We start from the raw sequence: 26,039 nt of genomic DNA, 5'->3' as shown, positions 1-26,039 counted from the left end.
AACAGGACCCGACCCCGGTTCGACTGGAACCGGGGTCCCTTGTGGTCCGCAAGGAGCGCCCCATGCTGTCATTTGTGTTCAGACGCCTGCTGTACGTCATTCCCATTGCACTGGCCGTCGCGGCGGTGTGTTTCTCGCTGGTGCATCTGGCACCGGGCGACCCGCTGACTGCGGTCATACCCCCGGATGCGCCGCAGGAAGTCGTTGCCGCCATAACCCGGGCCTATGGCATGGATCGCCCCCTGGTGGTGCAGTTCGGCTCCTGGTTGGGGCGTGCTGTGCAGGGTGACCTCGGCGTTTCGGTAGCCACGGGTCGACCGGTGCTGATCGATATTCAGCGCGCCCTGGGCAATACGCTGTTGTTGGCCAGCGCGGCGGCCGTGCTGGGTTTCGGCATCGGCATCCTGCTGGGTGTGGTGGCCGCTGTGCATATCGGTGGCCCGATCGACCGCGTGGCTACGGCCATTGCCATTACCGGGGTGTCGATTCCGCACTACTGGCTGGGCCTGTTGCTGGTGGTGGTGTTTTCGGTCTATCTGGACTGGCTGCCTTCCATGGGGGCGGCCTCGGGTGGGTCCGCCAACTGGGGCTGGAACTGGGACAGCCTGCGCTATCTGGTGCTGCCGGCCGTTACCATGTCATTCATACCCATGGGTATTGTGACGCGCACGGTGCGCGCCGCTGTTGCTGAAATTCTGCATTCGGAATTTGTCATGGCACTGCGGGCCAAGGGCATGGGCAGCGCCCGTATCGCCCTCCATGTCGGCAAGAACGCCGCGCCGACCATCATGGCGGTCATGGGACTGCAGTTCGGCTACCTGCTGGGAGGCTCCATTCTGGTGGAGACCGTGTTCTCCTGGCCGGGTACCGGCTATCTGCTCAATACCGCCATCTTCCAGCGTGACATTCCATTACTGCAGGGGGTGATTCTGGTGCTGGCCATGTTCTTTGTCGGCCTCAACCTGCTGGTCGACCTGCTGCAAAGCTTTGCCGACCCCCGTATTCGGAGAGGATGATCATGGACCAGAGTTTGGGCCCTCAGGGGCTGCAGTCCCGAGTCGAGGAATATGCCGAACAGGCCAGGGACATTGCGCGTTCTCGCGGCTACTGGGCGACGGTATTGCACCGCCTGCTGCGCGACCCGGTATCGATGGCCTGTGCGCTGGTGCTGTTGACATTGATCCTGCTGGCCGTGCTGGCGCCCTGGCTGACACCGTACAACCCGTCACAGGGATCGATGCTCAACCGGCTGGCAGGTATCGGCACCCCGGGCCACTGGCTGGGTACCGATGGCCAGGGGCGGGACATGCTGACCCGGTTGATGTACGGCGGCCGCTACAGCCTGGTGATGGGCATCATGCCGGTGCTGATCGCATTCTTTATCGGCACCGCCATGGGTGTGACCGCCGGCTTTGTCGGTGGCTGGGCCAACAGCCTGATCATGCGCACCACGGATGTCTTCTTTGCCTTTCCGGCCGTGCTGCTGGCCATTGCCATCTCCGGCGCCCTGGGTGCTGGTTTTGTCAACGCCATGGTGTCGCTGACATTGGTCTTCATTCCGCCCATTGCCCGGGTCGCGGAGGGGGTCACGACAGCGGTGCGGCATCTGGATTTTGTCGAAGCCGCGCGCGCCTCCGGGGCCGGTGCACTGACCATCATCAGAGTGCACATCCTGGGCAATGTGCTGGGTCCGGTGTTCATCTATGCCACCAGCCTGGTGTCGGTGTGCATGATTCTGGCCGCCGGCCTCAGCTTTCTGGGGCTCGGGGTCAGGCCGCCCGCGGCAGAGTGGGGCCTGATGCTCAATACTCTGCGCCAGTCTCTTTATGTACAGCCCTGGGTGTCGGTATTGCCCGGCGCCATGATCTTTCTGACTTCGCTGTGCTTCAATCTGCTGTCGGACGGGCTCCGCAGCGCCATGGATATCAAGAGGTGACCCCATGCTGCCACCTGCGCTGGAAGTGCTGGATCTGAAAAAACATTTTGTCACCAGGAAAACCCTGCTGGGCAAGCCGGACCGGGTGGTCCGGGCTGTCGACGGGGTCAGCTTTCATGTCGCCCGCGGGCAGACGCTGGGTGTGGTGGGTGAATCCGGATGCGGCAAGTCCACCACGGCGCGTCTGCTGATGCACCTGATCGAGCCGGATGCGGGCCGCATACGTCTGCACGGCCGAGAGTACGGCAATGTGGGTGGTCTGAAGCCGGTGTCGGAATTGCGGCAACGCATGCAGATGGTGTTTCAGGACTCCTACGCCTCACTCAACCCGCGCCTGACCATAGAGGACAGCATTGCCTTCGGGCCGCGCATACAGGGCCAGTCACGCTCGGAGTCACGGCAACTGGCGCGCGATCTGCTGGATCAGGTGGGCCTGAACCCGGACAGCTTCATTCGTCGCTACCCGCATGAACTGTCGGGCGGCCAGCGTCAGCGCGTCAATATTGCGCGTGCTCTGGCCATGAAGCCGGAGATCATGGTGCTGGACGAAGCAGTGTCGGCCCTCGACAAATCCGTGCAGGCACAGGTGCTGAACCTGCTCTCGGATCTCAAACGGGATTTTGAGCTGACCTATCTGTTCATATCGCATGACCTGAACGTGGTGCAGTACATCAGTGACCATGTGGTGGTGATGTATCTGGGGCAGGTAGTCGAGTTCGGCCCGGTGGCGCAGATCTATGAACAGCCGGCGCATCCCTACACGCGGGCGCTGCTGGATGCGGTGCCGGCCCAGACACCGAACAGTCGCAAGGCCCATACGGTGCTTGAGGGTGATCCGCCCAACCCGATAGATCCGCCCGCCGGGTGTCGCTTTCATCCCCGTTGCCCCTTTGCCGAACCAATTTGCGCGGAGCGGGAGCCGGTACCGGTGCGGGTAAGACCGGAGCAGGAGAGCGCCTGTCACATGGTGGCGCCGCAGTCCGGCCACAGCCGGCATCTGACCATGATCCCGCTGACCAGTACCTTGCCAGAGGAGGCTGTGGCATGACCGCGTCGAACAGTCAGAGCGCAGCCGCCGACAGCGTCGAAGCCATGTCCTCCGTGCTGCGGGTGGCCGATCTCAGCGTGACATTCAAATCGGAGGATGGGCCGGTGTATGCCGTGTCCGACGTCAATTTCGCCCTGAATACCGGCGAAACCCTGGCACTGCTGGGCGAATCAGGCTGTGGAAAGAGTGTGACCCTGAAATCGCTGATGCGGCTGCATCCGCCCCACAAGACCACCCTCAGCGGCCAGATCGAGATCACCGGCGACGATGTGGTGGCTATGTCTCAGCGCCGCCTGTCCGCCCTGCGCGGCAAGCGCGTCGCCATGATATTTCAGGAGCCCATGTTGGCCTTTGATCCGGTCTTTACCATTGGCCAGCAGATTACCGAAACGGTGCGCCGACATACCGGCTGCGCGCGGGCCAGGGCCCGGGCGCGGGCATTGGAAATGCTGGAGATGGTGCGTATTCCCTCTGCTGCCAGTCGTCTGGATGCCTACCCGCATGAAATGAGCGGCGGCATGCGACAGCGCGCCATGATTGCGCTGGCACTGTCCTGCCAGCCCGATCTGCTGCTGGCCGACGAGCCGACCACAGCGCTGGATGCCACGGTACAGATCCAGGTGCTCAAGCTGTTGCGAGAGCTGCAAACCGAACTGGGTATGAGTATGATCATCGTCACCCATGATGTCGGTGTGGCGATAGAGGTGGCTGACCGGGTGGCAGTGATGTACGCCGGACGCATCATCGAGGAAGGCCCGGTCAACGAGGTCCTGAGTACGCCACAGCATCCTTATACACAGGGGCTGCTGGCAGCGACCGTGCACCCGGGCATGGACCGGGCAGCCAGACTGACGGCCATCCCCGGCGCTCCGCCGCGCCTGACCCGACGTCTGGAAGCCTGTGCATTCGCGCCACGCTGCTACAAGGCGGGGCCCGAATGTCGCCAGAGCATCCCGAGGCCCAGCGCTGTTGCACCGGCGGAGCCGGGTGCGGACAGTTCGCAACTGCGGATGGTAAGCTGTTATCGGCCCGGACTGAAGGAGGACCCCCGAGCCCATGAGTCGAACCAGTAACCTGGACAATCAGAGCATCTACGATCTGGTGCTGGAGGCGATTGTGCGGCGCAAGCTGCCACCGGGTACGAAGCTGTCCGAGGAGCGCCTGTCGAAGGTGTTCGGGGTCAGCCGTACCCGCTTGCGCGAAGTGTTTCTGCGCCTGTCGCAGGATCGCATCATCACGCTGCGGGTCAACCGCGGGGCCTATGTCACCGAACCCACGGCGCGCGATACCGCAGAGGTATTCGCCGCCCGCCGAGCTGTTGAATCGGCCGTGGTCACCGAGCTGGCGGATACGCGGGGCAATACCGAGCTGTTCAAGCTGAAGCAGCACCTGGAACGTGAGGCGCAGGCGCGCCAGGCCGGCGACCATCAGTTGCTGACCCAGTTGACAGGCGACTTCCATCTGTTGCTGGCCGAATTGTCCGGCAACAGCATCTACTTTGATATCGTGCGTCGGCTGGCCGCCCTGTCCAGCCTGATCATCTATCTGTATGACTCTCCCAATGCGTCAGCCTGCAAGGATGACGAGCATCTCGAAATTGTGCTGGCCATAGAAGCCGGAGATCCGGAGCGTGCCCGTGATCTGTTGCTGGCCCATCTGCAGCATGTCGAGAACTCGCTGCGCACCAGTGAAACCGACTCCGATGACTTCAATATCGAGGCTGTCTTTGCCGAACTGATGAACTGACCCCCGGTGTTTTCCTGACCATCATGACAGCAGGCTGGCGACTGCCTGCTGTACATTGCGTGTCAGTTCCTCGCTGTCCAGCCCCGCCACTTGTCCGTTGCTGACCACAGGTCGCCCGGCCACAAAGCTGTATTTGACTGTGGCCGGCTCACCGCACATCAGCGGCGCCAGCACCGGCTCGTGCACACCGGCAAAGCGTGCCTGGTCAATATCGAACAGCACCAGGTCGGCACACAGCCCGGTTTCCAGCGCCCCGGTGTCGGTCAGCCCAAGTATCTCGGCCCCGCCGCAGCTGCCCCAGTGCAGCACCTGATCCAGTGTCGTGGCCTCGGGGCCGTGCAGGGCCCGGTGCAGCAGCCAGGTCAGGTTCAGTTCCTGCAACATGGAGCCGGACTCGGCCGAGGCCGAGCCATCGACGGCCAGCGAAATCGGTACCCCGGCGGCGGCCATCTCGGTGACCGGTGCCACGCCGCTGCCCAGCCGGCAGTTGGAGGTCGGGCAGTGGGCGATGCCGGTGCCGGTGCGGGCCAGTGCCTCGATAGCCCGGCGGTCACTGTGCACCAGATGGGCAAACCAGACATCTTCACCCAGCCAGCCGCAGGACTCGGCGTAGTCGATCGCACTGAGCCCGTGGCGCGCCTGCGCCTGCATCTCGTCGAAGGCCACTTCCAGCAGGTGAGAATGCAGCTTCAGGCCGCGCTCCCGGGCCCAGGTGGCCACCAGTTGCAGGTCTTCGGCGGTACTGGAATGAATCAGGCTGGTGGGTGCCACCACCAGCTTCTTCATGGCGTCCGGCCCGGGCTGGTGCTGCTGACTGTGCGTGCGCTCCATGCGCTGGAGCACCTGCTCCAGGCTCTCCGGCTGGATGCCGTGATCAATCATGCCCCGGTGGCTGCCCTGTACCGTGGCACTGCCGCGACACAGGACCAGGCGTATGCCCAGTTCATCGGCGGCCTGCCAGACGGCGTCTTCCAGCTCGGGGCTGGTGGTGCTGTGATACAGATAGTGGTGGTCGGCACAGGTGGTGGTGCCGGAGCGCAGCAGTTCGAACAGGCCCAGACGGGCAGCATGGTACATCAGTTCCGGCGTCAGTCGGGGCCAGAAGCGGTAGGGGACGGCGCTCAGCCAGTCCCCGAGCCCGGCATTGAGGCCGGCTGGCACGCCCTTCATGATCGACTGCGCAAGATGGTGGTGTGTGTTCACCAGCCCCGGCCAGATCACGCAGCCGCTGGCGTTGATGAGCGTTTCATTCTTGTCAGTGCTGGCGGTCAGGCCCCGGCCCAGCTCAGTGATGCGGCCATTGGACAGCCGAATATCGGTAGCGTCGGGGTTCTGCCCGCTGAAAACGGCGCGTGCGCCCTTGATCAGATAGTTCAATGTGATGGCTCCTGTGTTTCCATACGCCGTTTCAATTAACCTGACCGATGCAATTATCCTTCCACAACAGGCGCCCCCGTGGACTGCGAGTGCGAGCCGCTCGATGGCTATTCCTGACCAGTTGTTCATGTTTGTTGCGGGCAGCGGAAACCATGCTGAAGCCCTGCATATGACCTCTATCAGTGCATTGTCAGGGTTGTTGGCACCGCCATGGTTCAGTCGTGAGGCACGCGGGCCCGAATCAGCCTGACCGCATGGACCGGAACCAGGCGGGGCGCCTGACCCGGGCCGGTTTCGCCACAGGCTGGCACAAAGTCTGCTTCTGCAATGGGTGAAAACATGCCGGTATCCGGCGTGGTGCTGATGTAGAAGCAGTCAGGAGCGTGGCATGCCCGCGCTCCGGGTCATTGCTCAGCCGTCTATCCGGCCTGCCATCCTGTGGGCAGCGCCCGGAGGCTGTGGCTATGGCCTGCGGGTACTGAAGGTTGTCAGGGCAGGGCAGGCGCTCAATGACTGTCACAGAGGACCGAATCATGACACAGGTACCTGAATACGAACTGGAAGAACTGCGGGCGGAAACCACCTTTGGCGCCATGGGGCGCGAAGTGGACAAGCCCATACCGCTGATCGACTGCTCCGACTTTGAAGCCCGGCGGGCCGCCATCACCGAGCAGCTCTGGCAGGCCGCGACCGAAGTCGGCTTTTTCCAGTTGACCCACCACGGCATTGATACTGCCGTGATCAGAGAAGCCTTTGCGCAGGCAGAAGCCTTTTTTGCGCTGGCGGAAGAGGAAAAGGCCCGGTTTCCGTTGCAGAAGGGTCTGAATGCGGGCTGGGAGTTCATGTCCCAGGTGCGGCCCTCCACCGGCACGGTGGATCAGAAAGAGTCCTACCAGATCACACTGCCGCACATGGCCGGGTTGTGGCCAAACCAGGCGCAGGTGCCCGAGTTTCAGCGCCAGATTCTGGATTTCGAATATCGCGCCTGGCGTCTGGGTATGGATGTACTGTCCTGTTTTGCCGAGCGACTGGGGTTCCCGCGTGACTTCTTTGCGCAGGCTCATGACCGCGCCCAACCGGACTACCAGAGTACGTTGCGACTGCTGCATTATTTGCCGCTGCCGGAGGACAAGGACTACAACGATGGTCTCTGGCGCGCCAGTGCCCATACCGACTTTGACTGCCTGACCATGGTCTTTCAGCGTACCGGCCAGGGTGGCCTGCAGGTCAGCCCAGGCAAAGCGCCTGCCGGTGCCGAGCGTGAATGGGCCAGCGTCATCCCGGAAGACGGCCTGATTACCTGCAACATCGGCGACATGCTGACGCGCTGGAGTGATGATCAGCTCAAGTCGACGCTGCACCGGGTGCGCATGCCCAAGCCGGGCGAGTACGCTGGCTCCCGCTACAGCATGGCGTTCTTCTGCCAGGCCAACAAGACGGTGTCCATTCAGGGGCCGGGAGGCAAGTATCCGCCCATTACGGCAGCGGATTTTCTGCAGCAGCGTATCCAGGCCAACTATGCGGCCATGAAGTAGCCACTGGGTCCTGGCCCGGAGCCGGTGTCGGGCCTGCGATAGCGGCACTGACCGGCCACATAGGTCGCAGCCACGGCCCGGTCATCACCCAGCATCATCAGGTTGAACAGCTGCTCGTCGATGCTCTGGGCGCGCTGCTGTTTCAATCTGAGTATGGGGCTGCTGGCAGGGTCCAGCACCACAAAATCGGCCATCTTGCCGACGGTCAGGCTGCCGGTGTCCTGTTGCTGGTGCAATACCTCGGCATTGCCGAGCGTGGCCAGATAGAACGCCTGCCAGGGCGTCAGCGGCTGGCCGCGCAACTGGCTCACCTTGTAGGCCTCGGCCATGGTGGCCAGCATCGACAGACTGGTGCCGCCGCCGACATCCGTGGCCAGACCCAGAGTCACACCGCATCGTTTGGCGGCCTGCAGATCAAACAGACCACTGCCCAGAAAGGTATTGGATGTGGGGCAGTGGGCGATGCGGGTGCCGGTTTCCACCAGCCGGTCGCGGTCATGGTCATCGATATGGACGCCATGAGCCAGCACGGTACCTGGCCCCAGCAGCCCATGGTGCTGGTAGACATCCAGATAGTCGGCGCGCTCTGGGAACAGGCTGCGCACCCACTCGATCTCGCTGCGGCTTTCGGCCCAGTGCGTCTGCACCAGCACATCCGGATGCTCGGCGGCCAGTTGGGCGACCTTGGTCAGCTGCGCTGCGGTGGACGTGGGGGCAAAGCGCGGCGTGATCGCATAGCGCAACCGCCCACGGCCATGCCAGCGCTGCAGCAGCGCGAGGCTGTCGTCATAGCTGCTCTGCGCGGTGTCCAGCAGGTCCTCGGGGGCGTTGCGGTCCATCATGCACTTGCCGGCGGCGACGGCCATACCGCGCTGTTCAGCGGCGTGGAAAGTCGCCGCAGCGGATTGCGCATGGGTGGTGCAGAACACCAGGGCTGACGTGGTGCCATGGGCCAGCAGCAGATCGGTGAACAGGTTGGCCTGGGCCAGCGCCCAGTCCGGGTCATCGAAGCGGGCTTCGGCGGGAAAGGTGTAGGTGTTCAGCCAGTCCAGCAGTTGCGACCCATAGCTGGCCATGATTTCCAACTGCGGCATATGCACATGGGTGTCGATAAAACCGGGTACCAGCAGTCGTTCGGGCCAGTGCAGCACGCGCGTGTCCGGATGCAGCCGGGGCAGCAGGTTGGCCGCAGGACCACAGGCCACGATGCGGGCGCCATCAACGATCAGCATGCCGTCTTCCAGCCATTGCGTGCTGCCGGGTTCCGGTTCTGCGGCCATGCCCGGGTCAGCCAGGCAGTGCAGCAACGGGCCGCGATGAGCAGTACAGCGCGCCGGAAACACCCGGTCTTGGTGAGCTGCCGTCATCAACTGCCTCGGTAGGTCGAGTAGCCGTACTGATTGACCAGCAGCGGCACATGATAATGGCGCTCGGTATCAACGACCGCAAAATCAATGGTTACCCGAGGGTGGAAGGCCGTCTTGCCCTGGGCCTGATACCAGTCGCCGGTGGCAAACTGTATGCGGTAGGTGCCGGGTTGCAGCGGGCCCTGGAACCATTGGCTCAGGCGGCCGTCGGCATCGGTCTGACCCTTGGCTATGTGCTGCTCGCCGGTGTCGGCAACCCGAGTCAGGCTGACGGCAACCCCGGCCGCCGGGTTGCCCGTGCCCAGGTCCAGTATGTGGGTGGTGATCGGGCTTCGTTCGCTCACAGCAGTTTCTCCAGTCGCAGATGGGTGATTTGTGCCTGCTCCCGGGCCGCATTGTCGATTTCCTGCGCGCGGGTGTTGGGCAGTCGTGCTTCCAGCAGCTCCAGCATTTCGGTGGCCGACTTGCCGGTGGCGCAGACAATGAAGATGAAGCCGAAACGGGCCACATAAGCCTCGTTCTGTGTCTTCAGACGCTGCAGAACGTCGTCACTGGCGCCGCTGGCGCCGGCCTGTTCATGCCCGGCCGTGGCCTGGGTGTCGGCATACTTTGCCTTCAGGCTGTTGATGTCCCCGATCTGTGGGTGCGCATCGAAGGCTTCCAGCCAGTCGGCCTCGCTGAGGCTGGGCCACAGGTTCTCGGCCTGGCGGTGCAGGTCAGCCAGATCGGCATAGGGCCGGGCGGCAAGCATGCCTTCGACCCAGGTGTTGGCGGCGCAGCAGGCGCGCAGTTGTGTACGCAGTTCGCTCTCCGGCAGCGCGTTCAGGGCCTGTATCGTCGATGCCTTTGTGGTGTCGGTATCCGTGGGTCGGGAAGTCATCGCTGGTCCTGGTCTCCGCTCTGGGGTGTCGGGCTGGTTGCGGACGTGGTTGGCTCCTGCAGCAGGCCGCGCAGTTCGGACCAGGGCAGGCCACGTCGCGGCCTGGCTGGTGCGTCGGTGGTCATCAGCCCCAGCAGCTCAGCCACAATGGATACGGCCACTTCCATGGGGCGCTTGCCCGGCACATCGCTGCGTCCCACCGGGCAGCGGATATGCGCAATGGCGGCTTCCGAATGCCCACGATGGGCCAGGCGTTTGCGAAAGCGCTCCGCCTTGGTGGCCGAGCCGATCAGGCCGATGCCGACCGTATGGTCGGCGCGCAGCAGGGTGCGGCAGAGTTCATAGTCGAGCTGGTGGTTGTGGGTCAGAATCAATACCTGCGCATCAGCGCACAGGGCCGGAGCATCGCCGACCGGGTCGTCGGTATGGTGGCGGTGCACATTGGCCGGTATCTTTTCGGGAAATTGTTCAGCCCGTTCATCCACCCAGGTAATGCGCCAGGGCAGCTCGCCGGCAATGGTCATCAGGGCTCGCGCAACATGGCCCGCGCCGAAAACCACCAGATGATGCGCACTGCCGGGCTGGCCTTCCAGCAACACCGACACACTGCCGCCACAGCACTGGCCCAGGCTGGCGCCCAGCGGAAAATGGGCCACCTCGGCCCGATACTGTTGCTGGCTGAGTTGCTGACGGGCCTGCTCGATGATCTTGAATTCCAGATGGCCGCCGCCAATGGTGTCCCAGGCCTGGTCGCCGGTGACCACCATCTTGCTGGCCGGCTCGCGCGGCACGGAGCCAGTCACGCCCAATACCGTAACCAGCACATAGGGTTCACCGCGCTGTTCACATGCGGCGACGGCCTGATACCAGGTTTGCGGGCTATTCATCGGCCACCTCCATTGCACTGGCCAGCCAGAGTTCGCTGGCAGTGACGGCCCGCAGAACCTCCTCTGGTGTGGCCGGGGCATTCAGCGGCGGGCTGTAGCGATAGTCGGTGATGCTGGCTGCGGCATCGCGCAGCGCACACCAGACAGAAATCCCCAGCATCAGCGGCGGTTCACCCACCGCCTTGGAGTGGAACACCGTGGCCTCGCGATTGGGGCTGTCGGCCAGCAGGTCGACCCGGAAGTCTGGCGGCGTATCGGATACGGCCGGAATCTTGTAGGTCGCCGGACCCGTCGTCATCAGTTGCCCCTGATCAGAATAGACCAGTTCTTCCATGGTCAGCCAACCCATGCCCTGAATGAAACCGCCTTCGATCTGTCCGCGGTCGATTTCCGGATTCAGCGAGCGTCCGACATCATGCAGGATGTCGGTACGCAGCACCCGATATTCACCGGTCAGTGTATCCACAATCACTTCCGAGCAGGCCGCTCCGTTGGCATAGTAGAGAAACGGATGCCCCTGACCCCGCTCATGGTCGAAATGAATGCGTGGGGTGGCATAAAAACCGGAGGATGACAGGGACACCCGGTGCATGTAGGCCGCCTGCACAAAGTCGGCAAAGTCGACCGCTGTGTCGCCCAGATGGACCTGATTGTCGGCGAAATGAATGTCTTCTGCTGGGACTTTCCAGTGCTCGGCACCAAAGGCGACCAGCCCGCTGAGGATTTTCTCGCAGGCATCCAGGGCCGCCATACCGTTGAGATCGGAGCCGGAAGAGGCCGCCGTCGGCGAGGTGTTGGGCACCTTGTCAGTGCGCGTGGCGGACACCTTGACCCGAGACAGGTCCACCTGAAAGGCGGTAGCGACCACCTGGGCGACCTTGATATAGAGCCCCTGGCCCATTTCGGTACCGCCATGATTCACATGGATGCTGCCGTCGGTATAGATATGCACCAGGGCACCGGCCTGGTTCAGGTGTTTGGCGGTGAAGGAAATGCCGAACTTGACCGGCGTCAGCGCCAGGCCCTTTTTCAGCACCGGGCTGCCGGCATTGAAGCGGCGGATGGCCTGCCGGCGCTGGCGATAATCCGATGTCTTCTCCAACTGCTCGATCAGGTCCGGCAGAATATGCTGTTCGATGGTCTGGCCATACTGGGTCGTATCCCGACCCGGCCGGTAGAGGTTGGCCTTGCGGATATCGAGCGGGTCCTTGCCCAACTGGCGCGCGATATCCTCCATCACCTGTTCGCTGACCATCATGCCCTGGGGGCCACCGAAGCCGCGAAACGCCGTGTTCGAGACCGTGTGCGTCTTGCACCGGTGGCCGGTCACCCGGGCTGCCGGCAGAAAATAGGCATTGTCGACATGGAACATGGCGCGGTCGACAATGGCATCGGACAGGTCCGGTGAGTGGCCGCAGCGCCCGGACACGCTGATGTCCGCCGCCGTGATCTCGCCAGCGGCGTTGAAACTGACGTCCCACTGGTTCAGGAAGTCATGGCGTTTGCCGGTCTGAATCATGTCATCGGCACGGGCCAGGCGGTATTTCACCGGGCGTCCGGTGGCGCGCACCAGCAGCGCCGCCACGCAGGCCAGCGGGGCGGCCTGGGTTTCCTTGCCACCGAAGCCACCGCCCATACGGCGCACCTCGGCCTGCACTTCATGGATGGGCAGACCCAGCACCTCGGCCACCAGCTTCTGCACTTCACTGGGATGCTGGCTGGAGGTGTGCACAAAGGCCCCCTGGTCTTCCGTCGGCTCGACCAGACAGGCCTGGCCTTCCAGATAGAAGTGTTCCTGCCCGCCTATATGGTGGCTGCCCTGCAGTCGGTACTCGGACTGGCCCAGCACCGCATCCGGGTCGCCGCGCAGGTGCGTCTTGCTCGGCCGCACAAACAGCTGTGCGGCCAGCGCCTGCTCGATGGTGATCCGGGCGGGCAGGGGTTCGTATTCGACCCTGGCCAGCCGTGCAGCCTTGCGCGCCGCTTCATGGCTGGTGGCGGCGACCGCAAAGATGGGCTGACCGACATGTTCGACCAGGCCACTGGCGAGCACCGAGTCACCGGGGAATACCGGGCCTATGTCGATGTGACCGGGTACATCGTCGGCGGTGACCACGGCCACGACACCCGGGGCAGAGCGCACCGCCTCCAAATCCATGGACAGGATGCGGGCATGCGCCTGTGCACTGTGGCCGACCGCAGCATGCAGCAGGCCCTCGGGCTCTGGCATGTCGTCAATATAGCGAGCCTGGCCGCTGACATGTTTCCAGGCGCTGTCATGCGCCACCGAAGCGCCGGCCAGATGGCGGGCGGACTGGTTCGGGGCCGGGGAGTTGACGGGGAGTCTACGCATAGTCGGTCACCGTGACGGGCTGTGCCGGTGTCTGGGTGCTCAGCCAGGCCCGACGCAGCAGATTGGCGGCGACCTGACGGCGATAGTCGGCGGATGCCCGGGCGTCGCTCATGGGTTTGAAGTCACCGGCCAGCGCAGCACCGGCAGTCTTGATTGTGGCTTCATTCCACGGCTTGCCGGTCAGCGCCTGTTCGGCCGCGGGTGAGCGCACAGGCGTTGCCGCCATGCCACCCCAGGCCAGTCGACACCGGGTGACCGCACCCTGTTCGAGCCTGAGCCAGAAGGCGCCGAGCACGGCAGAAATGTCATCATCCAGCCGCTTGGAGACCTTGTAGATGAACAGATGCTCATTTGGGCCGGGCCGCAGCAGGCTGACCGAACGAATGAATTCACCCGGCTGCAGGTCGGTGACCTTGTAGTCGAGGAAGAACTCTTCCAGCGGCAGTGAGCGCTCACCTTCGGGGCCGTCCAGCAACAGGGTGGCGCCCAGCGCTATCAGTGGCGGCGGCATGTCGGCAATGGGGGATGCATTGCCGATATTGCCACCCAGCGTGCCCCGGTAGCGGATCTGGCGCGAGCCCAAACGGCTCAGCATGGGGTCGAAAGCCGGCCACAGCCTGGACAGGGCCGGGCGGAAGCTTTCATAGGTGGCTGCGGCGCCAATGGTCAGGCTGTCTGCGCTGTCCTCAATGGCCAGCAACTCCGGTATACGCTCGACACTGATCAGTTGCGGCAGTGTTTTCAGCTGTTGCGTGATGTCCAGTGCCAGGTCGGTGCTGCCGGCAATCAGGCGCGACTCGGGCCACTGTCGGCGCAGGTCGCGCAGCGCATTCAGGTCTGTCGGCACCTGATACCAGGCCCCTGAGTCCGCTTCGATGGACGCCGGCTGGTTGGCCAGCGCCGTGAGCTTCCCGGCCATGTCCGGTGCCTGCAGGGGGTGGGCCGACTCCTGGGTTTTCGGGTCAGCGGCGCCTGGGGTCCAGGTTTCCACCATGGCCTTGCGGCCGGCATCCAGAATGGGGCGATAACCCGTACAGCGACACAGGTTGCCCGACAGCGTTTCCAGCAGGTCCTTTTCGCTGGCGGGCTGCCCCTGCTGGTTCTGATGCAGGGCAAACAGCGACATGATGAAGCCGGGCGTGCAGAAGCCGCACTGGGCCCCGTGCTCTTCGATCATGGCACTCTGTACGGGGTGCGGCGGCTGTTGCTGCAGAGCATCGACGGTAATCAGGTGCTTGCCGTGGAGACTGCCGATCAGGCTGATGCAGCTGTTGGTCGTGGTGTAGTGCAGGGTGCCATCAGGGTGCGGGCTGCCGATGGCCACGGTGCAGGCCCCGCAGTCGCCCGACGCGCAGCCTTCCTTGGTGCCGGTCAGCCGCATATTGGTGCGCAGCCAGTTCAGGATGCTCAGGTTTGGGTCAAGATTGTCCAGATGGTAAGGCTGTCCATTCAGATAGAAACTGATCACTGGAGGCTCCGTAGCCGCTGTCGTTGTCGTTTCGCCTGTATATGAAGCAGGTTGTATCAGCCTGCTTCTGCTTTTTTGTCTGTTGTTCTGACCATGCAAATTATTGACCATATGGTCGAACTATAGCATCTGCTGTCAGGGCCCATCCACCAGAGCCCGAGCCTGCTCGTTGTGCTGATGAATGATGTCGGGCAGCGACTGCGTCAGCAACTGGCCGCCTCGAATCACTTGCCGTCCATTGATCATACTCCAGGCGACCCGGGATGGCGTACAGAAAACCAGGGCCGCCAGCAGGTCGGACTGCGCCCCGGCCAGCGCCAGTTCATCCATCCGAAAGGCCACCATGTCAGCACAGTACCCGGCCTGAATGCGCCCCAGTCGGTCGGCCCGGCCCAGCACCTCGGCACCGCCACGGGTGGCCAGCCGCAGGGCTTCGCGGGCCGACATGGCCCCCGGTTGCTGATGGCGCACGCGCGCCGACAGCATGGCCTGACGGGTCTCCGCCAGCAGGTTGCCGCTGTCGTTGGAGGCGCTGCCATCGACGCCGATACCGACCGCAACCCCGGCATCCAGCATGGCGCGAATGGGGGCAATGCCCGAGGCCAGGCGCATGTTGGAGCAGGGGCAGTGCGCCACCCCGGTGCCGGTGCGCGCAAACAGCTCGATGCCGGGCTGATCCAGATGCACACAATGGGCGTGCCAGACATCGGGGCCGACCCAGCCTACCGTTTCCGTGTACTGGGTCGGGGTCATGCCATAGCGGGCCTGACTGAAATCCAGATCCTTCTGATTTTCGGCGGTGTGCGTATGCAGCCCCGCTCCGTGCGCCCGGGCCAGAGCCGCGGCTTCGCGCATCAGATCGGTGCTGACGGTAAAGGGTGAGCTGGGTCCCAGGGCAATGCGCACCATGGCGTCCGGGCCGGGGTCGTTGTGCCGTTCTATGGCGCGCTGCATGTCGCGCAGTATGGCGTCTTCGTCCTGCTCGACCACGTTGTCCGGCGGCAGGCCACCCTGGCTGGCGCCCAGGCTGATGGCGCCGCGCACATGATGAAACCGAATGCCCATCTCGCTGGCGGCCTGCAGGCTGTCTTCCACGGCAACACCATTGACATAGAGGTAGGCGTGGTCGGCGGCCGTGGTGCAACCCGAAAGCATCAGTTCGGCACAGGCTGTGCGCGTGGCAGCACGCTGCATGGCCGGTGTGATGTGCTGCCAGACCGGAAACAGGGCACTGAGCCAGTCGAACAGTTCGGCGTCCTGCGCCGCCGGCAGGGCCCGGGTCAGGGTCTGGAACATATGGTGGTGGGTATTGATCAGGCCGGGGATCAGTACATGCCCGCTCAGGTCGATGATCTCGTCGACCGGCTCCGGTATCTCACCTTCCGGATAAAGGCCGGCAATGGTGTTGCCCCGCACCAGCACCGAGTAGCCGGTGAGCTCGCGCGCCTGATCATCCATGGTGGCAATCAGGTCGGCATTCTTCAGCAGCAGGGTTTGTTCCTTCATGAGTCGGCTCTTCAGGCAATGATTCTCGGCAATCAGCATTCACGTTCTGTGCCATCGGGTTTCGATTCCACGACTAATACTGACTGAGTGGTCAGAAATAGAGGCTGCCAGCGATCAGACTTTCTTCATCGAGGGCACATCGGGCTCAGGGTGTCCCGTTTTGTGTCATATCAGTGCATGAGGCCCCATGGCTGTCACATCCTTGTGCGTCTGCAGGGCGCCATTTGGAGTGCATATGGATTCAAGCCCCTGTTTTTGTTCGACATTTTCCTTGTGGCACAGCAGTTGCAAATTCCGTGTTGACTAACTGGTCAGGTTGGTTGAACGAATTATACGAGACGTAACCGGGAGATTTCAGATGACGATTGCAAAATGGGCAGGCCAGCGCGCCTGTCTGGCCCTGTCGGGCACTCTGCTTGCCGTGTCGGCGTGGGCACAGGACCTCGATCAGGTCACCTTCGGCACCAGCTGGTATGCACAGGCCGAACACGGCGGCTTCTATCAGGCCCTCGCCACCGGCATCTACGAGGATTATGGGCTGGATGTCAGCATTGAAATGGGCGGTCCACAGGTCAATGGCATGCAGTTGCTGCTGGCGGGTCGTATCGACTTCAACATGGGCTACCCGATCGGCAACATCAATGCCGTGGCGGAAGATCTGCCGGCGGTGACCGTGGCGGCATCCATGCAGGGCGACCCGCAGGCGCTGCTGGCTCACCCCTGGGTGGAGTCGTTTGAGCAGATGCAGGCCGAAGACCTGCCCATCTATGTGGCCACATCGGCGCACTCCACATTCTGGCCCTGGCTGAAGGCGGAGTTCGGCTTTACCGATGATGATATCCGGCCCTACACCTTCAGTGTGGCACCGTTCCTGAACAACGAGAACATCGTGCAGCAGGGCTACATCTCGTCGGAGCCGTTCGCCATGATGCAGGGTGGCGTGGAGCCCAACATCTTCCTGTTCGCCGACTATGGCTACCCGGCCTATGCCACCACCATCGAAACCACGCAGCGCCTGATCGACGAAAACCCTGATGTGGTGCGCCGCTTCGTACAGGCCAGCATGGAAGGCTGGGCCAGCTATCTGCAGGACCCGGCGCCAGGCAATGCGCTGATTCAGCAGGACAATCCGGAAATGACTGACGAGCAGATCGAATTCGGTCTGGCGCAGATGGCCGAGTATGGCCTGGTAGTCGGTGGTGATGCCGCTGAGATGGGCATTGGTGTCATGACCGAAGAGCGCTGGCAGGCCACTTACGACTTCATGGTCGAAGCCGGGCTGATCTCTGCGGATGTGGACCTGAGCAAGGCCTACACCCTGGAATTCCTGCCTGATCCGCCGGTAATGCCCTGAGGCATTGCTTTTCCTGGGGACGGCGCCGCACCAGGGTTGCTCTGGTGCGGCGCGGAGGCGCGCCTGAAACGGGGTGCCCGATGCACGAGCGAGAGCACAACGATGATGCAGAGCAAACTGAAATCAGTACCGCCCAAGCCCACGCCCGGGGCCCAGACCGGTGCCGAGAAGCCGTCGGTCAACCGAAGGCCGGTGCTGCAGGTCGAGGGCGTGGACAAGGTCTACGCCAATGGCACAGTGGCTTTGAAAGGGGCCGACATGACGGTGCGGGAGGGCGAGTTCGTCAGTCTGCTCGGGCCTTCCGGCTGCGGCAAGAGTACCCTGTTGCGGATCATGGCCGGGCTGGGCGATGTCTCTGCCGGCCAGATGCGCTGGTGGGAGCAGGGCTATGACGTGGTGGGCGATACCGGCCGCAAGCTGGCTTTCGTGTTCCAGAACGCCACCCTGATGCCTTGGGCCAGGGTGCGCAAGAATGTCCGCCTGCCGCTGGATCTGGACCACTCCAGTCGACCAGATGACGTTGAAAAGTCCATTGATGAGGCACTCTCGATGGTTGGCTTGAGTCAGTTTCAGCATGCTTTCCCGCGCGAACTGTCCGGGGGCATGCAGATGCGGGCTTCCATCGCCCGGGCCCTGACCACCCAGCCCAATCTGCTGCTGATGGATGAGCCGTTCGGGGCGCTGGACGAGATGACCCGCAACAAGCTGAATGATGATGTGCTGGCACTCTGGCAGGCCCGCAACTGGACGGTGGTGTTCGTGACCCACAGCGTCTACGAGGCGGTGTATCTGTCCAACCGGGTGGTAGTCATGGCCGCACGACCGGGCCGCATTGTTGATGAAATCACCATTGACCAGCCCTATCCGCGCCTGCCGGACTTCCGCGTATCAACCGAGTTCGCCGGCTATTGCCGTCAGGTATCACAAGCTCTGGAACGCGCCAGCGCCCTGGGCGAGGAGGCCTCGATATGAAACAGCCATTGATCAAGAGTGAACGCTTTGTCCAGATAGCGGCCCCGCTCGGCGTGGGTGTCCTGTTTCTGCTGTTCTGGGAAATCATGGTGATAGCGCTCGACATGCCGCGCTACATCCTGCCCGGGCCCAGTGCCATTGGCGCCTCCCTGTTCGCCGACTGGCCGACGCTGTTCAGAAGCCTGATGATCACGGTCCAGATCACGCTGCTGGCCTTCGCCATTTCGGTGGTGCTGGGGGTGCTGATTTCGCTGGTGTTCATCCAGAGCAGGTGGATCGAGATCAGCCTGTTTCCCTATGCGGTACTGATGCAGGTGACGCCGGTGGTGGCCATTGCGCCGCTGATCATCATCTGGGTGGATGACACCACCTGGGCGCTGACCATCTGTGCCGTGATCATTGCTATCTTCCCGGTGATTTCTAACACCACCCTCGGTCTGCGCAGTGTCGACCCCAACCTGCTGAGCCTGTTTCGCATGTACCGCACCAGTCGCTGGCAGGAACTGATCCGCCTGCGCATTCCCAGTGCCTTGCCGTACTTTTTCGGCGGCCTGCGCATCAGTTCGGGGCTGGCGCTGATTGGCGCCGTGGTGGCCGAGTTTGTGGCCGGCACCGGGGGTGCGCGGGCCGGGCTGGCCTATCTGATCCTGCAATCCGGCTTCACCCTGCGCATACCGCGCATGTTTGCGGCCCTGTTGCTGATTGCGCTGACCGGTATCGTACTGTTCGCGCTGATGGTGTGGCTGTCCGACCGGGTGCTGCGCAACTGGCATGAGAGCGCACTCAAGGTCGAGCACTGATGGCCTCGAACAGAACCGAGACCGTGGTGCCGGTACCTGTGGTCTACAACTGGCAGCAGGGTTACTGGCTGTTGGTGTTTACCGCACTGGCCTGGGGCATCAACTTTCCGGTGCTGAAGATCGGGCTGGATTACAGCCCGCCCATGCTCTACACCACGCTGCGCATGGTGCTGGGTATGGTAACCATGTTCCTGATTGCCGGCGCCATGGGCATATTGCGCTGGCCGCACCGCGAAGACCTGCCGGTGGTGCTGTCGGTAGGGCTGTTGCAGAACATGTGCTTTATTACCCTGGTGACCATCGGCATGCAGTATCTGCCCTCGGGTCGGGCGGCCATTCTGGCCTACACCTCGCCCATCTGGGTGGTGCCGGCGGCAGCGTTGTTCCTCGGCGAGCGGTTCACGCTGCCCAGGGCAGTGGGTACGGGCCTGGGTCTGACTGGCCTTTTGACCATCTTCAACCCGCTGTCGGTGGCCTGGGATGAGTCGGGGGCGTTGTTGGGCGGGGCACTGATTCTGGGCGCCACCCTGATCTGGACCGCAGGTCTGGTCCATGTGCGTCGGCATGCCTGGCAGGGCAGTGTACTGGGTCTGATTCCATGGCAGTTGCTGGCTTCGGTGGTGGTACTGATACCCCTGTCGCTGGTGTTCGAAACACCAGCGGACATCCGCTGGGAGCCGGCCTTTGGGTGGAACATATTGTTCAGCGGTGCCGTGGCTTCCGGGCTTTGTGTGGCAGCCCAGGTGGGGGCCATACGATCCCTGCCGGCGGTGAGCATGTCGCTCAGTTCGGCGGCGGTGCCGGCTGTGGGTCTGGTTGCAGCCGCACTCATTCTGGGTGAGCAGCCCAGTGGCGCCGACCTGATCGGCTTTCTGCTGATCGCCGGTGGCATCCTGGCGGTGGGGCTGGCCGACCGGGCGCAGGCCCTGCGTCTGCGTCAACATTGATCAAGCAAGAAGCAGAGGAACTGAACACCATGACTGCCTTACCCATAATATCCGTAGCCGGGCTGCGCAGCCCTGATTCGGAGACTCGCCTGCAGACGGCACAGGAACTGGGGCGGGCCTGCCGCGAGGTGGGCTTCTTCTATGTGGTTGATCACGGCATACCGGCCAGCGCCCGCGATACGGCCTTTGCGGCCAGCAAGGCATTGTTCGATCTGCCGCAGGCACAGAAAGAGGCCCTGTCCATCCGCCTGTCGCCGCATAACCGGGGTTATGTGGCCATGGCGGATGAGAAGCTGAACCCGGAGGCGGGAGCAGACATGAAAGAGGCCTTCAATGTCGGTATTGACCTGCCCGCAGATGACCCCGAGGTGAGGGCCGGCAAGCCGTTCCGCGGTGTCAATTTCTGGCCGTCGATACCCGGCTGGCGCCAGCAGGTGCTGGACTACTTTGAACAATGCCTGGCGCTGGGGCGCCTGCTGCATGAAGGTTTCAGTCTGGATCTGGGTCTGCCGGAGACCTTTTTCGCGCCGCATCTGGCGCAGCCGATCGCCACCCTGCGCATGCTGCGCTATCCCGCCAGTGCCGGTTATATCGACCGCGAAGACGGTGGGGCCGGAGCGCATACCGATTATGGCAACATCACGCTGCTGGCCACGGATGAGGTGCCCGGGCTGGAGGTGGCGGACCGACAGGGGCGCTGGATCGAAGCCCCCTGTGTGCCGGATGCCTTTATCTGCAATATCGGGGACTGTCTGATGCGCTGGAGTAACGATATCTATGTGTCGACCCCGCACCGGGTGCGGCCGCCGGCACAGGAGCGCTATGCGATCGCCTTCTTTCTGGAGCCGGCACCGGATTCGGTGGTGGACCCCAGAGACATCAGCCGGGAGCCGGCGCGCTATTCACCCATTACCTGTGCCGAGTATCTGAGCAGCCGCCTGGATGCGACCTACCACTACAGGGCGCCTGTTGCGGACTGATTCAGCCCTGCTGTGCGGGTGCGGGGCCTAGTCGTCGCGGTCACCGTTCTGTGTATCGGACTCATCGGAGGTTGAAATCGGCACTGTGGCCTGCGGTTGTGTCTGATCCTTCTCCTGCACCGATTCCAGCAGATCCATGCGGGCGCGTCGATACTCCTCCTTGCTGAGGGTGCCGTTGGCGTACTGACGTGACAATGTTTTCAGGTTGGTTTGCACTGTTATTGTTCTCTACGCTGAAAAGTCTGTGTTATTGACTGACTGTCTGCAGGGCAGGGGCCTCAACCTCTTCCAGCAGCAGGCGAAAGCCCGTGGTGCTGTCAGCAGCTCCGGAGTGCGGGCGGCTGAAGTCCAGCCCACAGTCGGCATGGGGGTCCTGATAGGAGCCGCCAACGGCCAGCAGGTTGTCGCCATCGAAGACCAGCTCCTGTGCGTTGCCGATGAAATTCTGCAGACCCCAGCCGTTCTGATGCCCGGTTGAAACACGGTTGATCTGGTCACCCTTGAGTATCTGACCACCCAGTCTCACCCGGCAATTGTAATCTCTGGGCGGCTGTTGTCCTGCTGCATAAGCAGCATAATACCATTCTTCTAACATTGGTAGACGGTAGGTATTCCCCGTGCGTTCAGAGACCCACTCGGCTTACTCGGTGATCTGCTCGAGCGTCAGGTCCGTGCGGGGCAGATTTCTGTCCAGCGAATCATCGACCGGGCACTGGCCACTGAGGAAGCAGTACTTGTTGTAGTCCTCGTTGGAGATCTCATACTTGCTGACAGCAAAGCTGGTGCCATCATCGCCCGGGATGACCACCATCAGGGGTCCGCGTACCTGGTCATGCAGCAGGTCAAAACAGATCGCCCGGGCACGACGACCATAACCCGCCAGATCCTCCGTGCACGGCCGTGTGCTTTCTATGGGATTCCAGGCCTGGGCCGAGATATCGGCGCCGGTCATCTGTGACTGGTCACGCAGGGTGCGGATATCCACGTCGCGTTGCAATATCCGCCCCTGCCAGCGTTGCTCGGCCATGCGCTCGCTGAGTGTCGAAATGGCACTGCGATAGTCCTGGTTGTCGGTCCACATCTGCCTGGCCTCGGAGAGCTGGGCCCGCGCCTGTTCGAACTCCTCGGCTTCAAGGCTGGTCTGGAACTGCGCAAACTGTGCTTCCGCCGCCTCGATCCGGGCCGTCAGGTCCTTCTCGAAATCCAGCACCTCGGGATGATCCGGCAACTGTGCCTGCGAGGCTTCCAGAATGTTACGCGCTTCCGACAGGCGCCCGGTCGACAGCGCCACGCGTGCGGTACGCCCCTCGGCCCAGGGCGGTGGCGCCAGTTCGGCGCGCAGTTGCGACAGCTGTGTGCTGCCGGGGAACAGAATGCTGGCGCGACTGGCCAGACTTTCTGCCTGCTCGCGATCGGCTTCGGCCAGGGCCATGATGCGTTCGATCAGCATCATGGTGTAGCGGCGTTCCAGATCGGGGTAGCGCGCGGGTGCAAAGGTGCGAATCTCGTCAATCATGACCTCTGCGGCCGGGGTGTCGAAGTGGTCCGAATCCGCAAACAGGCTGTTCAGCTCTTCGATATTGGCCTCCACCAGATACCGTTCACGAACATTCTGCAGCAACAGGTTGTCGGGGGCGATATCCAGTCCGCGGTCGGCCAACTGCACAGCGTCCCTGTAGGCGCCCTCGCGGCCCTGTTCTTCGGTCAGATCCAGATAAGCTTCGGCCATGGCATCGGCGGCGGTGATGGTCAGGAAGGGGTCCTGATTGTCCAGGTACTGACGCAGCTCACTGAGCGTCCGTTCGGCCGCATCGACTTCGCGTGCTTCGGCCTGCACCAGAAGGTCACTCTGCATGCCCTGTATGCGTGCTTCCTGAGCCGCCGCTTCGCGCTCGACGCGGAACTCGTTGTACTCTTCTTCGATACGGCTCTGAGCCGTTTCCAGCGCGGGCTCATTCAGGGCAAAGCGGTTTATCCGGTCCAGTACTGCCTCAGCCATGCTGAAGCGACTCGCCTCCTCCAGTTCTTCGATGTACTCCAGATAGATATCTGCCAGCTGTTCTCTGGCCTGCCCGATTACGGGGTCATCCTCGCTGCGCCCTGAGCGCAGGTACTGCAGCAGTCCGTATACCTCGGCCTCCCAGGTGTTGTTCAGTTCGGGATCCTGCAGCAGTTCCCGCAGGCGTTGTTCCATCATGGCGATGGCGTCATCCCTGGCCAGGGCGCTGTGCGACAGGTTCAAGGCCAGCAACAGATCCTGCTGCGCCGGTGTCAACTCGGTTGCCGAGTTGAACTCTGCATCAATCAGGGGTTCGGCCATGCCGGCCAGCACCTGCAGGGCGCTGTCTCCCGGTGCCAGCCGGGACAGCTCCAGAATGGCATCGCGCTGCGCCACGAACTGCTGCCAGCTCGTCGGCTCCGTGTCCTGCTCTCCGAAGTGCTGCTGCAGTTCTGCGACACGAGCCTCCCGCTGCTGGCGTTCGCGGGCCAGTTGCAGGCGATCACGGGTGTTGATCAGGTCAATGTCGTCCGGCATGTGCCGCATGCCCACTTCAAGGTATTGCTCGGCCACATCCAGATCACCCAGGTTCATGGCTTCCTGGGCGACGGTGGCATAGAGATCCGGCACCCGCGGGTCTTCGAGCAGGCTGTGCTGAGGAGACACGGCCGCCACGCGCGCCAGCACATCGCTGATACTGTGTTCTGCATTGTCGTCCGCAGGCAGCAGCCATTCGTTGGCCAGGGCCTGGTTCAGTTGCTGGCTCAACTGGTGCAGGTAGCGGTTGCGCTGCAGCTCCACATGGTTCTGCTGTGTACTCAGGGCGACCGAATCCGGATACAGCCGCTCCATGCGTTCCAGTTCGATGACGGCCTGATCGAAGTCATGGCGTTCGGCTTCAAGGTTGACGGCCTGATCCACCAGACTGCGGAAATAGTTGTGAAAGATGTCGCGGCCGCTGTCGGTGATGCGGTTCTGCGCATTGACGTCCAGCTCCGGCAACAGGCTTATGGTGTCTTCCAGCACCACGGGATCGGCCGTCATGACATCTTCAATCAGCGCCTGAATGCGACGTTCGTCCAGATAGTTCAGCACCGGGTTGTAGGACACGATGGCCAGCATCACACTGAAGGCCGACCCCAGTACCCAGGGATTCTTGTACCAGGTGGCCTTGCCTTCCAGCTCTTCCAGAAACTCTTCGACCGAGGCTGTGCGCTTGTCTTTCTCGAACGCCAGGCCGCGCAGCAGGCCCCGCATCTGACGCTTTTTCAGCCCCTTGATCGGGCCGGGCACCAGATTGGCTTCCTGCGCCTTGGCCGCTGATTTCTTGCTGAAGGGGTGGTAGCCGGTGAGCAGTTCGTAGGCCACACAGGCCAGGGCGTACAGGTCGTCCTGAGTTGATGGGTCCTTGCCCTGCAGCATCTCCAGCGATGCATAGGCAGGCGTCAGCGCGCCCAGTGAACCGGCATCGAAATCATCGGTGTTGTCACTGTTGCTGCCCGTGCTGTTGTCATCGTCCTTGTTGTCCGCGACGCCGGCATTGACGGCACGGGCTATACCGAAATCCAGAGTCTTTACGGTGCCGTCTTCACACAGGAAGGCGTTGCCCGGCTTGAAGTCCGAGTGCACGATGTTGCGATGGTGCGCATAGGACAGGGAGGCGCCCAGTTGCTGAATGATCGGAAAGGCTTCATCGAACGGCAAGCCACCACGCGGGCGCACGACCTTGCGAATGAAGCTGTCCAGTGGTTTGCCCACCAGCAGTTCCATGGTGATGAAGACCTGGGTGCCCGTCATGCCGATGCGGTCGAAGTCGTACACCGTCGCAATGTTGGGGTGGGCCAGCTTCTGTTGCCGACTGGCCTCGCGCTGCAGCGCAATAAAGGCCTGCGGGTGCGCCTTGAAGTCTTCGGTCAGCACCTTCATGGCCACATAGGGGTTGCTGTCGTTGGCTTCGACTTTCAGCAGGTCGCGGGCCTGGAACACCTTGCCCATGCCGCCGGCACCCAGCACCTTGTCCAGAATGAAGCGTTCCTTGATGATGGAGCCCGGACCGAGCTTTTGCAGCTGCGGGTTGGTGGCGCCGGGCAGATCCCAGGAGCGCTGGGAAGTCTGCTGCGTCGAGGTGGTGGTTGACCCCTGCTGCGTGGTGTACGGTACCTGCGACTGACTGGTCTGAGTGGCGCCGGGGCCCACGGTGTTGATCACCGTGCGCTCGTCGTCTTCCGAGCTACCGGGGCTGGCAATGACCGTCATCTGGTCGTCATCCGGCACATCGTTGCCTGGCGGGCCGCTGGGGTCGGCAATGACAGTGAGCTGATCGTCATCCGGGACATCGTCACCCGGTGGGCCGTTGGGGTCGGCAATGACAGTGAGCTGATCGTCATCCGGCACATCGTTGCCTGGCGGGCCGCTGGGGTCGGCAATGACAGTGAGCTGATCGTCATCCGGCACATCGTTACCCGGTGGGCCGTTGGGGTCGGCTATGACAGTGAGCTGATCGTCGTCAGGCAGATCCGCATTGGGCGGGGCTTCCGGGTAAGCCATGACGGTCAGTTGATCATCGTCTTCCGACTCCACCGGTTCTGCTTCGCGGGGTGTTGCAACGACAGTAATTGCGTCGTCTTCATCCAGCTCCGACGCAGCCTCGTCGTCCTGCAGCGCTTGCTCCCACTCGGGCAACTGCTCTCTGATCCGCCCGGCCAGAGTCTGATCCAGCCAATGCTGCGCCACCGCTTCATCGAGCGCGGCTTCCAGTTGCTGCACGCTGAAGGCTCCCTGCCGCAGCAGGCTGGGCAACATGGACAGCAGTTCTGGCAGCGCCAGGTCATTGGCGACCAGATCCTGCAGCAAGCGCTTTGGCGTTACCATGACAGCTCTCGCT

General features: G+C 62.7%; 23 protein-coding genes. 11 read left to right on the top strand and 12 right to left on the bottom strand.

Annotation, left to right across the window (positions count from 1 at the left end; all coding sequences use genetic code 11):
* Positions 1-62: 62 nt before the first annotated feature.
* The 5 genes from E4656_RS14470 to E4656_RS14450 are packed head-to-tail and all read left to right on the top strand — an operon-like array spanning position 63 to position 4,730.
* Entirely contained in the window at positions 63-1,016 is a 954-nt protein-coding gene (locus E4656_RS14470; RefSeq protein WP_135484009.1) for an ABC transporter permease, read from the top strand.
* A 2-nt stretch (positions 1,017-1,018) separates the two neighbouring features.
* A complete protein-coding gene (locus tag E4656_RS14465; protein WP_135484008.1) occupies positions 1,019-1,936 on the top strand; it encodes an ABC transporter permease in 918 nt (305 codons plus the stop codon).
* A gap of 4 nt (positions 1,937-1,940) precedes the next feature.
* Positions 1,941-2,984, top strand: a complete 1,044-nt coding sequence (locus tag E4656_RS14460) for an ABC transporter ATP-binding protein (RefSeq protein ID WP_135484007.1) — start codon at positions 1,941-1,943, stop codon at positions 2,982-2,984.
* A complete protein-coding gene (locus tag E4656_RS14455; RefSeq protein WP_205849218.1) occupies positions 2,981-4,057 on the top strand; it encodes an ABC transporter ATP-binding protein in 1,077 nt (358 codons plus the stop codon). The genes E4656_RS14460 and E4656_RS14455 overlap by 4 nt, the downstream gene beginning before the upstream one ends.
* Positions 4,041-4,730 carry a GntR family transcriptional regulator gene (locus tag E4656_RS14450; RefSeq protein WP_135484006.1) on the top strand — a complete coding sequence of 230 codons (690 nt, stop codon included), beginning with the start codon at positions 4,041-4,043 and terminating at the stop codon, positions 4,728-4,730. Before E4656_RS14455 ends, E4656_RS14450 begins: the two co-directional genes overlap by 17 nt.
* Positions 4,731-4,751: 21 nt before the next feature.
* Here the strand turns inward: E4656_RS14450 and E4656_RS14445 are convergent, their stop codons facing one another.
* Together E4656_RS14445 and E4656_RS20645 are read right to left on the bottom strand one after the other, a co-directional pair.
* Positions 4,752-6,107 carry an amidohydrolase family protein gene (locus E4656_RS14445; RefSeq protein WP_135484005.1) on the bottom strand — a complete coding sequence of 452 codons (1,356 nt, stop codon included), beginning with the start codon at positions 6,105-6,107 and terminating at the stop codon, positions 4,752-4,754.
* A 215-nt stretch (positions 6,108-6,322) separates the two neighbouring features.
* Entirely contained in the window at positions 6,323-6,448 is a 126-nt protein-coding gene (locus E4656_RS20645) for a hypothetical protein (protein WP_276605981.1), read from the bottom strand.
* Between the two features lie 192 nt (positions 6,449-6,640).
* Here E4656_RS20645 and E4656_RS14440 point away from each other — a divergent pair, with 192 nt between their 5' ends.
* Positions 6,641-7,642: a 2-oxoglutarate and iron-dependent oxygenase domain-containing protein gene (locus tag E4656_RS14440; protein ID WP_135484004.1), complete on the top strand. Its 1,002-nt coding sequence runs from the start codon at positions 6,641-6,643 to the stop codon at positions 7,640-7,642.
* Here E4656_RS14440 and guaD read toward each other — a convergent pair.
* From guaD to E4656_RS14405, 7 genes are all read right to left on the bottom strand, one after another.
* Positions 7,624-9,009, bottom strand: a complete 1,386-nt coding sequence (gene guaD, locus E4656_RS14435; protein WP_135484003.1) for a guanine deaminase — start codon at positions 9,007-9,009, stop codon at positions 7,624-7,626. The two genes, E4656_RS14440 and guaD, sit on opposite strands and share 19 nt — an antisense overlap.
* Positions 9,009-9,353: a hydroxyisourate hydrolase gene (gene uraH / locus E4656_RS14430; protein WP_135484002.1), complete on the bottom strand. Its 345-nt coding sequence runs from the start codon at positions 9,351-9,353 to the stop codon at positions 9,009-9,011. The genes guaD and uraH overlap by 1 nt, the downstream gene beginning before the upstream one ends.
* Positions 9,350-9,889: a 2-oxo-4-hydroxy-4-carboxy-5-ureidoimidazoline decarboxylase gene (gene uraD / locus E4656_RS14425; RefSeq protein ID WP_135484001.1), complete on the bottom strand. Its 540-nt coding sequence runs from the start codon at positions 9,887-9,889 to the stop codon at positions 9,350-9,352. Before uraD ends, uraH begins: the two co-directional genes overlap by 4 nt.
* Positions 9,886-10,776, bottom strand: a complete 891-nt coding sequence (gene xdhC, locus E4656_RS14420) for a xanthine dehydrogenase accessory protein XdhC (RefSeq protein ID WP_135484000.1) — start codon at positions 10,774-10,776, stop codon at positions 9,886-9,888. Before xdhC ends, uraD begins: the two co-directional genes overlap by 4 nt.
* Positions 10,769-13,129 (bottom strand): xanthine dehydrogenase molybdopterin binding subunit, encoded by a 2,361-nt coding sequence (xdhB, locus tag E4656_RS14415; RefSeq protein WP_135483999.1) that lies wholly within the window; start codon positions 13,127-13,129, stop codon positions 10,769-10,771. The genes xdhC and xdhB overlap by 8 nt, the downstream gene beginning before the upstream one ends.
* Positions 13,122-14,597, bottom strand: coding sequence for a xanthine dehydrogenase small subunit (gene xdhA / locus E4656_RS14410; protein ID WP_135483998.1), 1,476 nt, complete (start codon positions 14,595-14,597; stop codon positions 13,122-13,124). The genes xdhB and xdhA overlap by 8 nt, the downstream gene beginning before the upstream one ends.
* A 135-nt stretch (positions 14,598-14,732) precedes the next feature.
* Positions 14,733-16,103 (bottom strand): 8-oxoguanine deaminase, encoded by a 1,371-nt coding sequence (locus E4656_RS14405; protein WP_135483997.1) that lies wholly within the window; start codon positions 16,101-16,103, stop codon positions 14,733-14,735.
* A 358-nt stretch (positions 16,104-16,461) separates the two neighbouring features.
* Between E4656_RS14405 and E4656_RS14400 the strand changes: the two genes are divergently transcribed.
* From E4656_RS14400 to E4656_RS14380, 5 genes are all read left to right on the top strand, one after another.
* Entirely contained in the window at positions 16,462-17,457 is a 996-nt protein-coding gene (locus E4656_RS14400) for an ABC transporter substrate-binding protein (RefSeq protein WP_135483996.1), read from the top strand.
* Between the two features lie 102 nt (positions 17,458-17,559).
* Positions 17,560-18,429: an ABC transporter ATP-binding protein gene (locus E4656_RS14395; RefSeq protein WP_135483995.1), complete on the top strand. Its 870-nt coding sequence runs from the start codon at positions 17,560-17,562 to the stop codon at positions 18,427-18,429.
* A complete protein-coding gene (locus E4656_RS14390) occupies positions 18,426-19,229 on the top strand; it encodes an ABC transporter permease (protein WP_135483994.1) in 804 nt (267 codons plus the stop codon). Before E4656_RS14395 ends, E4656_RS14390 begins: the two co-directional genes overlap by 4 nt.
* Positions 19,229-20,176 (top strand): DMT family transporter, encoded by a 948-nt coding sequence (locus tag E4656_RS14385; RefSeq protein ID WP_135483993.1) that lies wholly within the window; start codon positions 19,229-19,231, stop codon positions 20,174-20,176. Before E4656_RS14390 ends, E4656_RS14385 begins: the two co-directional genes overlap by 1 nt.
* A gap of 29 nt (positions 20,177-20,205) precedes the next feature.
* Positions 20,206-21,156, top strand: a complete 951-nt coding sequence (locus E4656_RS14380) for an isopenicillin N synthase family dioxygenase (protein ID WP_135483992.1) — start codon at positions 20,206-20,208, stop codon at positions 21,154-21,156.
* 27 nt (positions 21,157-21,183) lie between these two features.
* Here E4656_RS14380 and E4656_RS14375 read toward each other — a convergent pair whose 3' ends face one another.
* From E4656_RS14375 to E4656_RS14365, 3 genes are all read right to left on the bottom strand, one after another.
* Complete coding sequence (locus tag E4656_RS14375; RefSeq protein ID WP_135483991.1) at positions 21,184-21,372, bottom strand: SHOCT domain-containing protein; 189 nt, start codon at positions 21,370-21,372, stop codon at positions 21,184-21,186.
* A gap of 31 nt (positions 21,373-21,403) precedes the next feature.
* The gene (locus tag E4656_RS14370) at positions 21,404-21,682 is read right to left on the bottom strand and encodes a hypothetical protein (RefSeq protein ID WP_338090044.1); all 279 of its coding nucleotides are present in this window, start codon (positions 21,680-21,682) and stop codon (positions 21,404-21,406) included.
* A gap of 114 nt (positions 21,683-21,796) precedes the next feature.
* Positions 21,797-26,026 (bottom strand): serine/threonine-protein kinase, encoded by a 4,230-nt coding sequence (locus tag E4656_RS14365; protein WP_135483989.1) that lies wholly within the window; start codon positions 26,024-26,026, stop codon positions 21,797-21,799.
* Positions 26,027-26,039: the final 13 nt, after the last annotated feature.

The sequence above is a fragment of the Natronospirillum operosum genome (assembly GCF_004768465.1).
Lineage (GTDB): Bacteria > Pseudomonadota > Gammaproteobacteria > Pseudomonadales > Natronospirillaceae > Natronospirillum > Natronospirillum operosum.
The sequence above is the reverse complement of the archived record's forward strand: the minus strand, read 5'-3'. Positions and strand labels throughout refer to the sequence as shown.

What these genes read in the sequence shown, in the direction of transcription:
- uraD (WP_135484001.1), bottom strand. Translation starts at nt 9,889, where the DNA reads ATGACTTCCCGACCCACGGATACCGACACCACAAAGGCATCGACGATA.
- E4656_RS14450 (WP_135484006.1), top strand. Translation starts at nt 4,041, where the DNA reads ATGAGTCGAACCAGTAACCTGGACAATCAGAGCATCTACGATCTGGTG.
- E4656_RS14405 (WP_135483997.1), bottom strand. Translation starts at nt 16,103, where the DNA reads ATGAAGGAACAAACCCTGCTGCTGAAGAATGCCGACCTGATTGCCACC.
- E4656_RS14380 (WP_135483992.1), top strand. Translation starts at nt 20,206, where the DNA reads ATGACTGCCTTACCCATAATATCCGTAGCCGGGCTGCGCAGCCCTGAT.
- E4656_RS14385 (WP_135483993.1), top strand. Translation starts at nt 19,229, where the DNA reads ATGGCCTCGAACAGAACCGAGACCGTGGTGCCGGTACCTGTGGTCTAC.
- E4656_RS14455 (WP_205849218.1), top strand. Translation starts at nt 2,981, where the DNA reads ATGACCGCGTCGAACAGTCAGAGCGCAGCCGCCGACAGCGTCGAAGCC.
- E4656_RS14440 (WP_135484004.1), top strand. Translation starts at nt 6,641, where the DNA reads ATGACACAGGTACCTGAATACGAACTGGAAGAACTGCGGGCGGAAACC.
- E4656_RS14390 (WP_135483994.1), top strand. Translation starts at nt 18,426, where the DNA reads ATGAAACAGCCATTGATCAAGAGTGAACGCTTTGTCCAGATAGCGGCC.
- E4656_RS20645 (WP_276605981.1), bottom strand. Translation starts at nt 6,448, where the DNA reads ATGTTTTCACCCATTGCAGAAGCAGACTTTGTGCCAGCCTGTGGCGAA.
- E4656_RS14400 (WP_135483996.1), top strand. Translation starts at nt 16,462, where the DNA reads ATGACGATTGCAAAATGGGCAGGCCAGCGCGCCTGTCTGGCCCTGTCG.
- E4656_RS14460 (WP_135484007.1), top strand. Translation starts at nt 1,941, where the DNA reads ATGCTGCCACCTGCGCTGGAAGTGCTGGATCTGAAAAAACATTTTGTC.
- E4656_RS14365 (WP_135483989.1), bottom strand. Translation starts at nt 26,026, where the DNA reads ATGGTAACGCCAAAGCGCTTGCTGCAGGATCTGGTCGCCAATGACCTG.
- guaD (WP_135484003.1), bottom strand. Translation starts at nt 9,009, where the DNA reads ATGACGGCAGCTCACCAAGACCGGGTGTTTCCGGCGCGCTGTACTGCT.
- xdhB (WP_135483999.1), bottom strand. Translation starts at nt 13,129, where the DNA reads ATGCGTAGACTCCCCGTCAACTCCCCGGCCCCGAACCAGTCCGCCCGC.
- E4656_RS14470 (WP_135484009.1), top strand. Translation starts at nt 63, where the DNA reads ATGCTGTCATTTGTGTTCAGACGCCTGCTGTACGTCATTCCCATTGCA.
- E4656_RS14395 (WP_135483995.1), top strand. Translation starts at nt 17,560, where the DNA reads ATGATGCAGAGCAAACTGAAATCAGTACCGCCCAAGCCCACGCCCGGG.
- xdhC (WP_135484000.1), bottom strand. Translation starts at nt 10,776, where the DNA reads ATGAATAGCCCGCAAACCTGGTATCAGGCCGTCGCCGCATGTGAACAG.
- E4656_RS14465 (WP_135484008.1), top strand. Translation starts at nt 1,019, where the DNA reads ATGGACCAGAGTTTGGGCCCTCAGGGGCTGCAGTCCCGAGTCGAGGAA.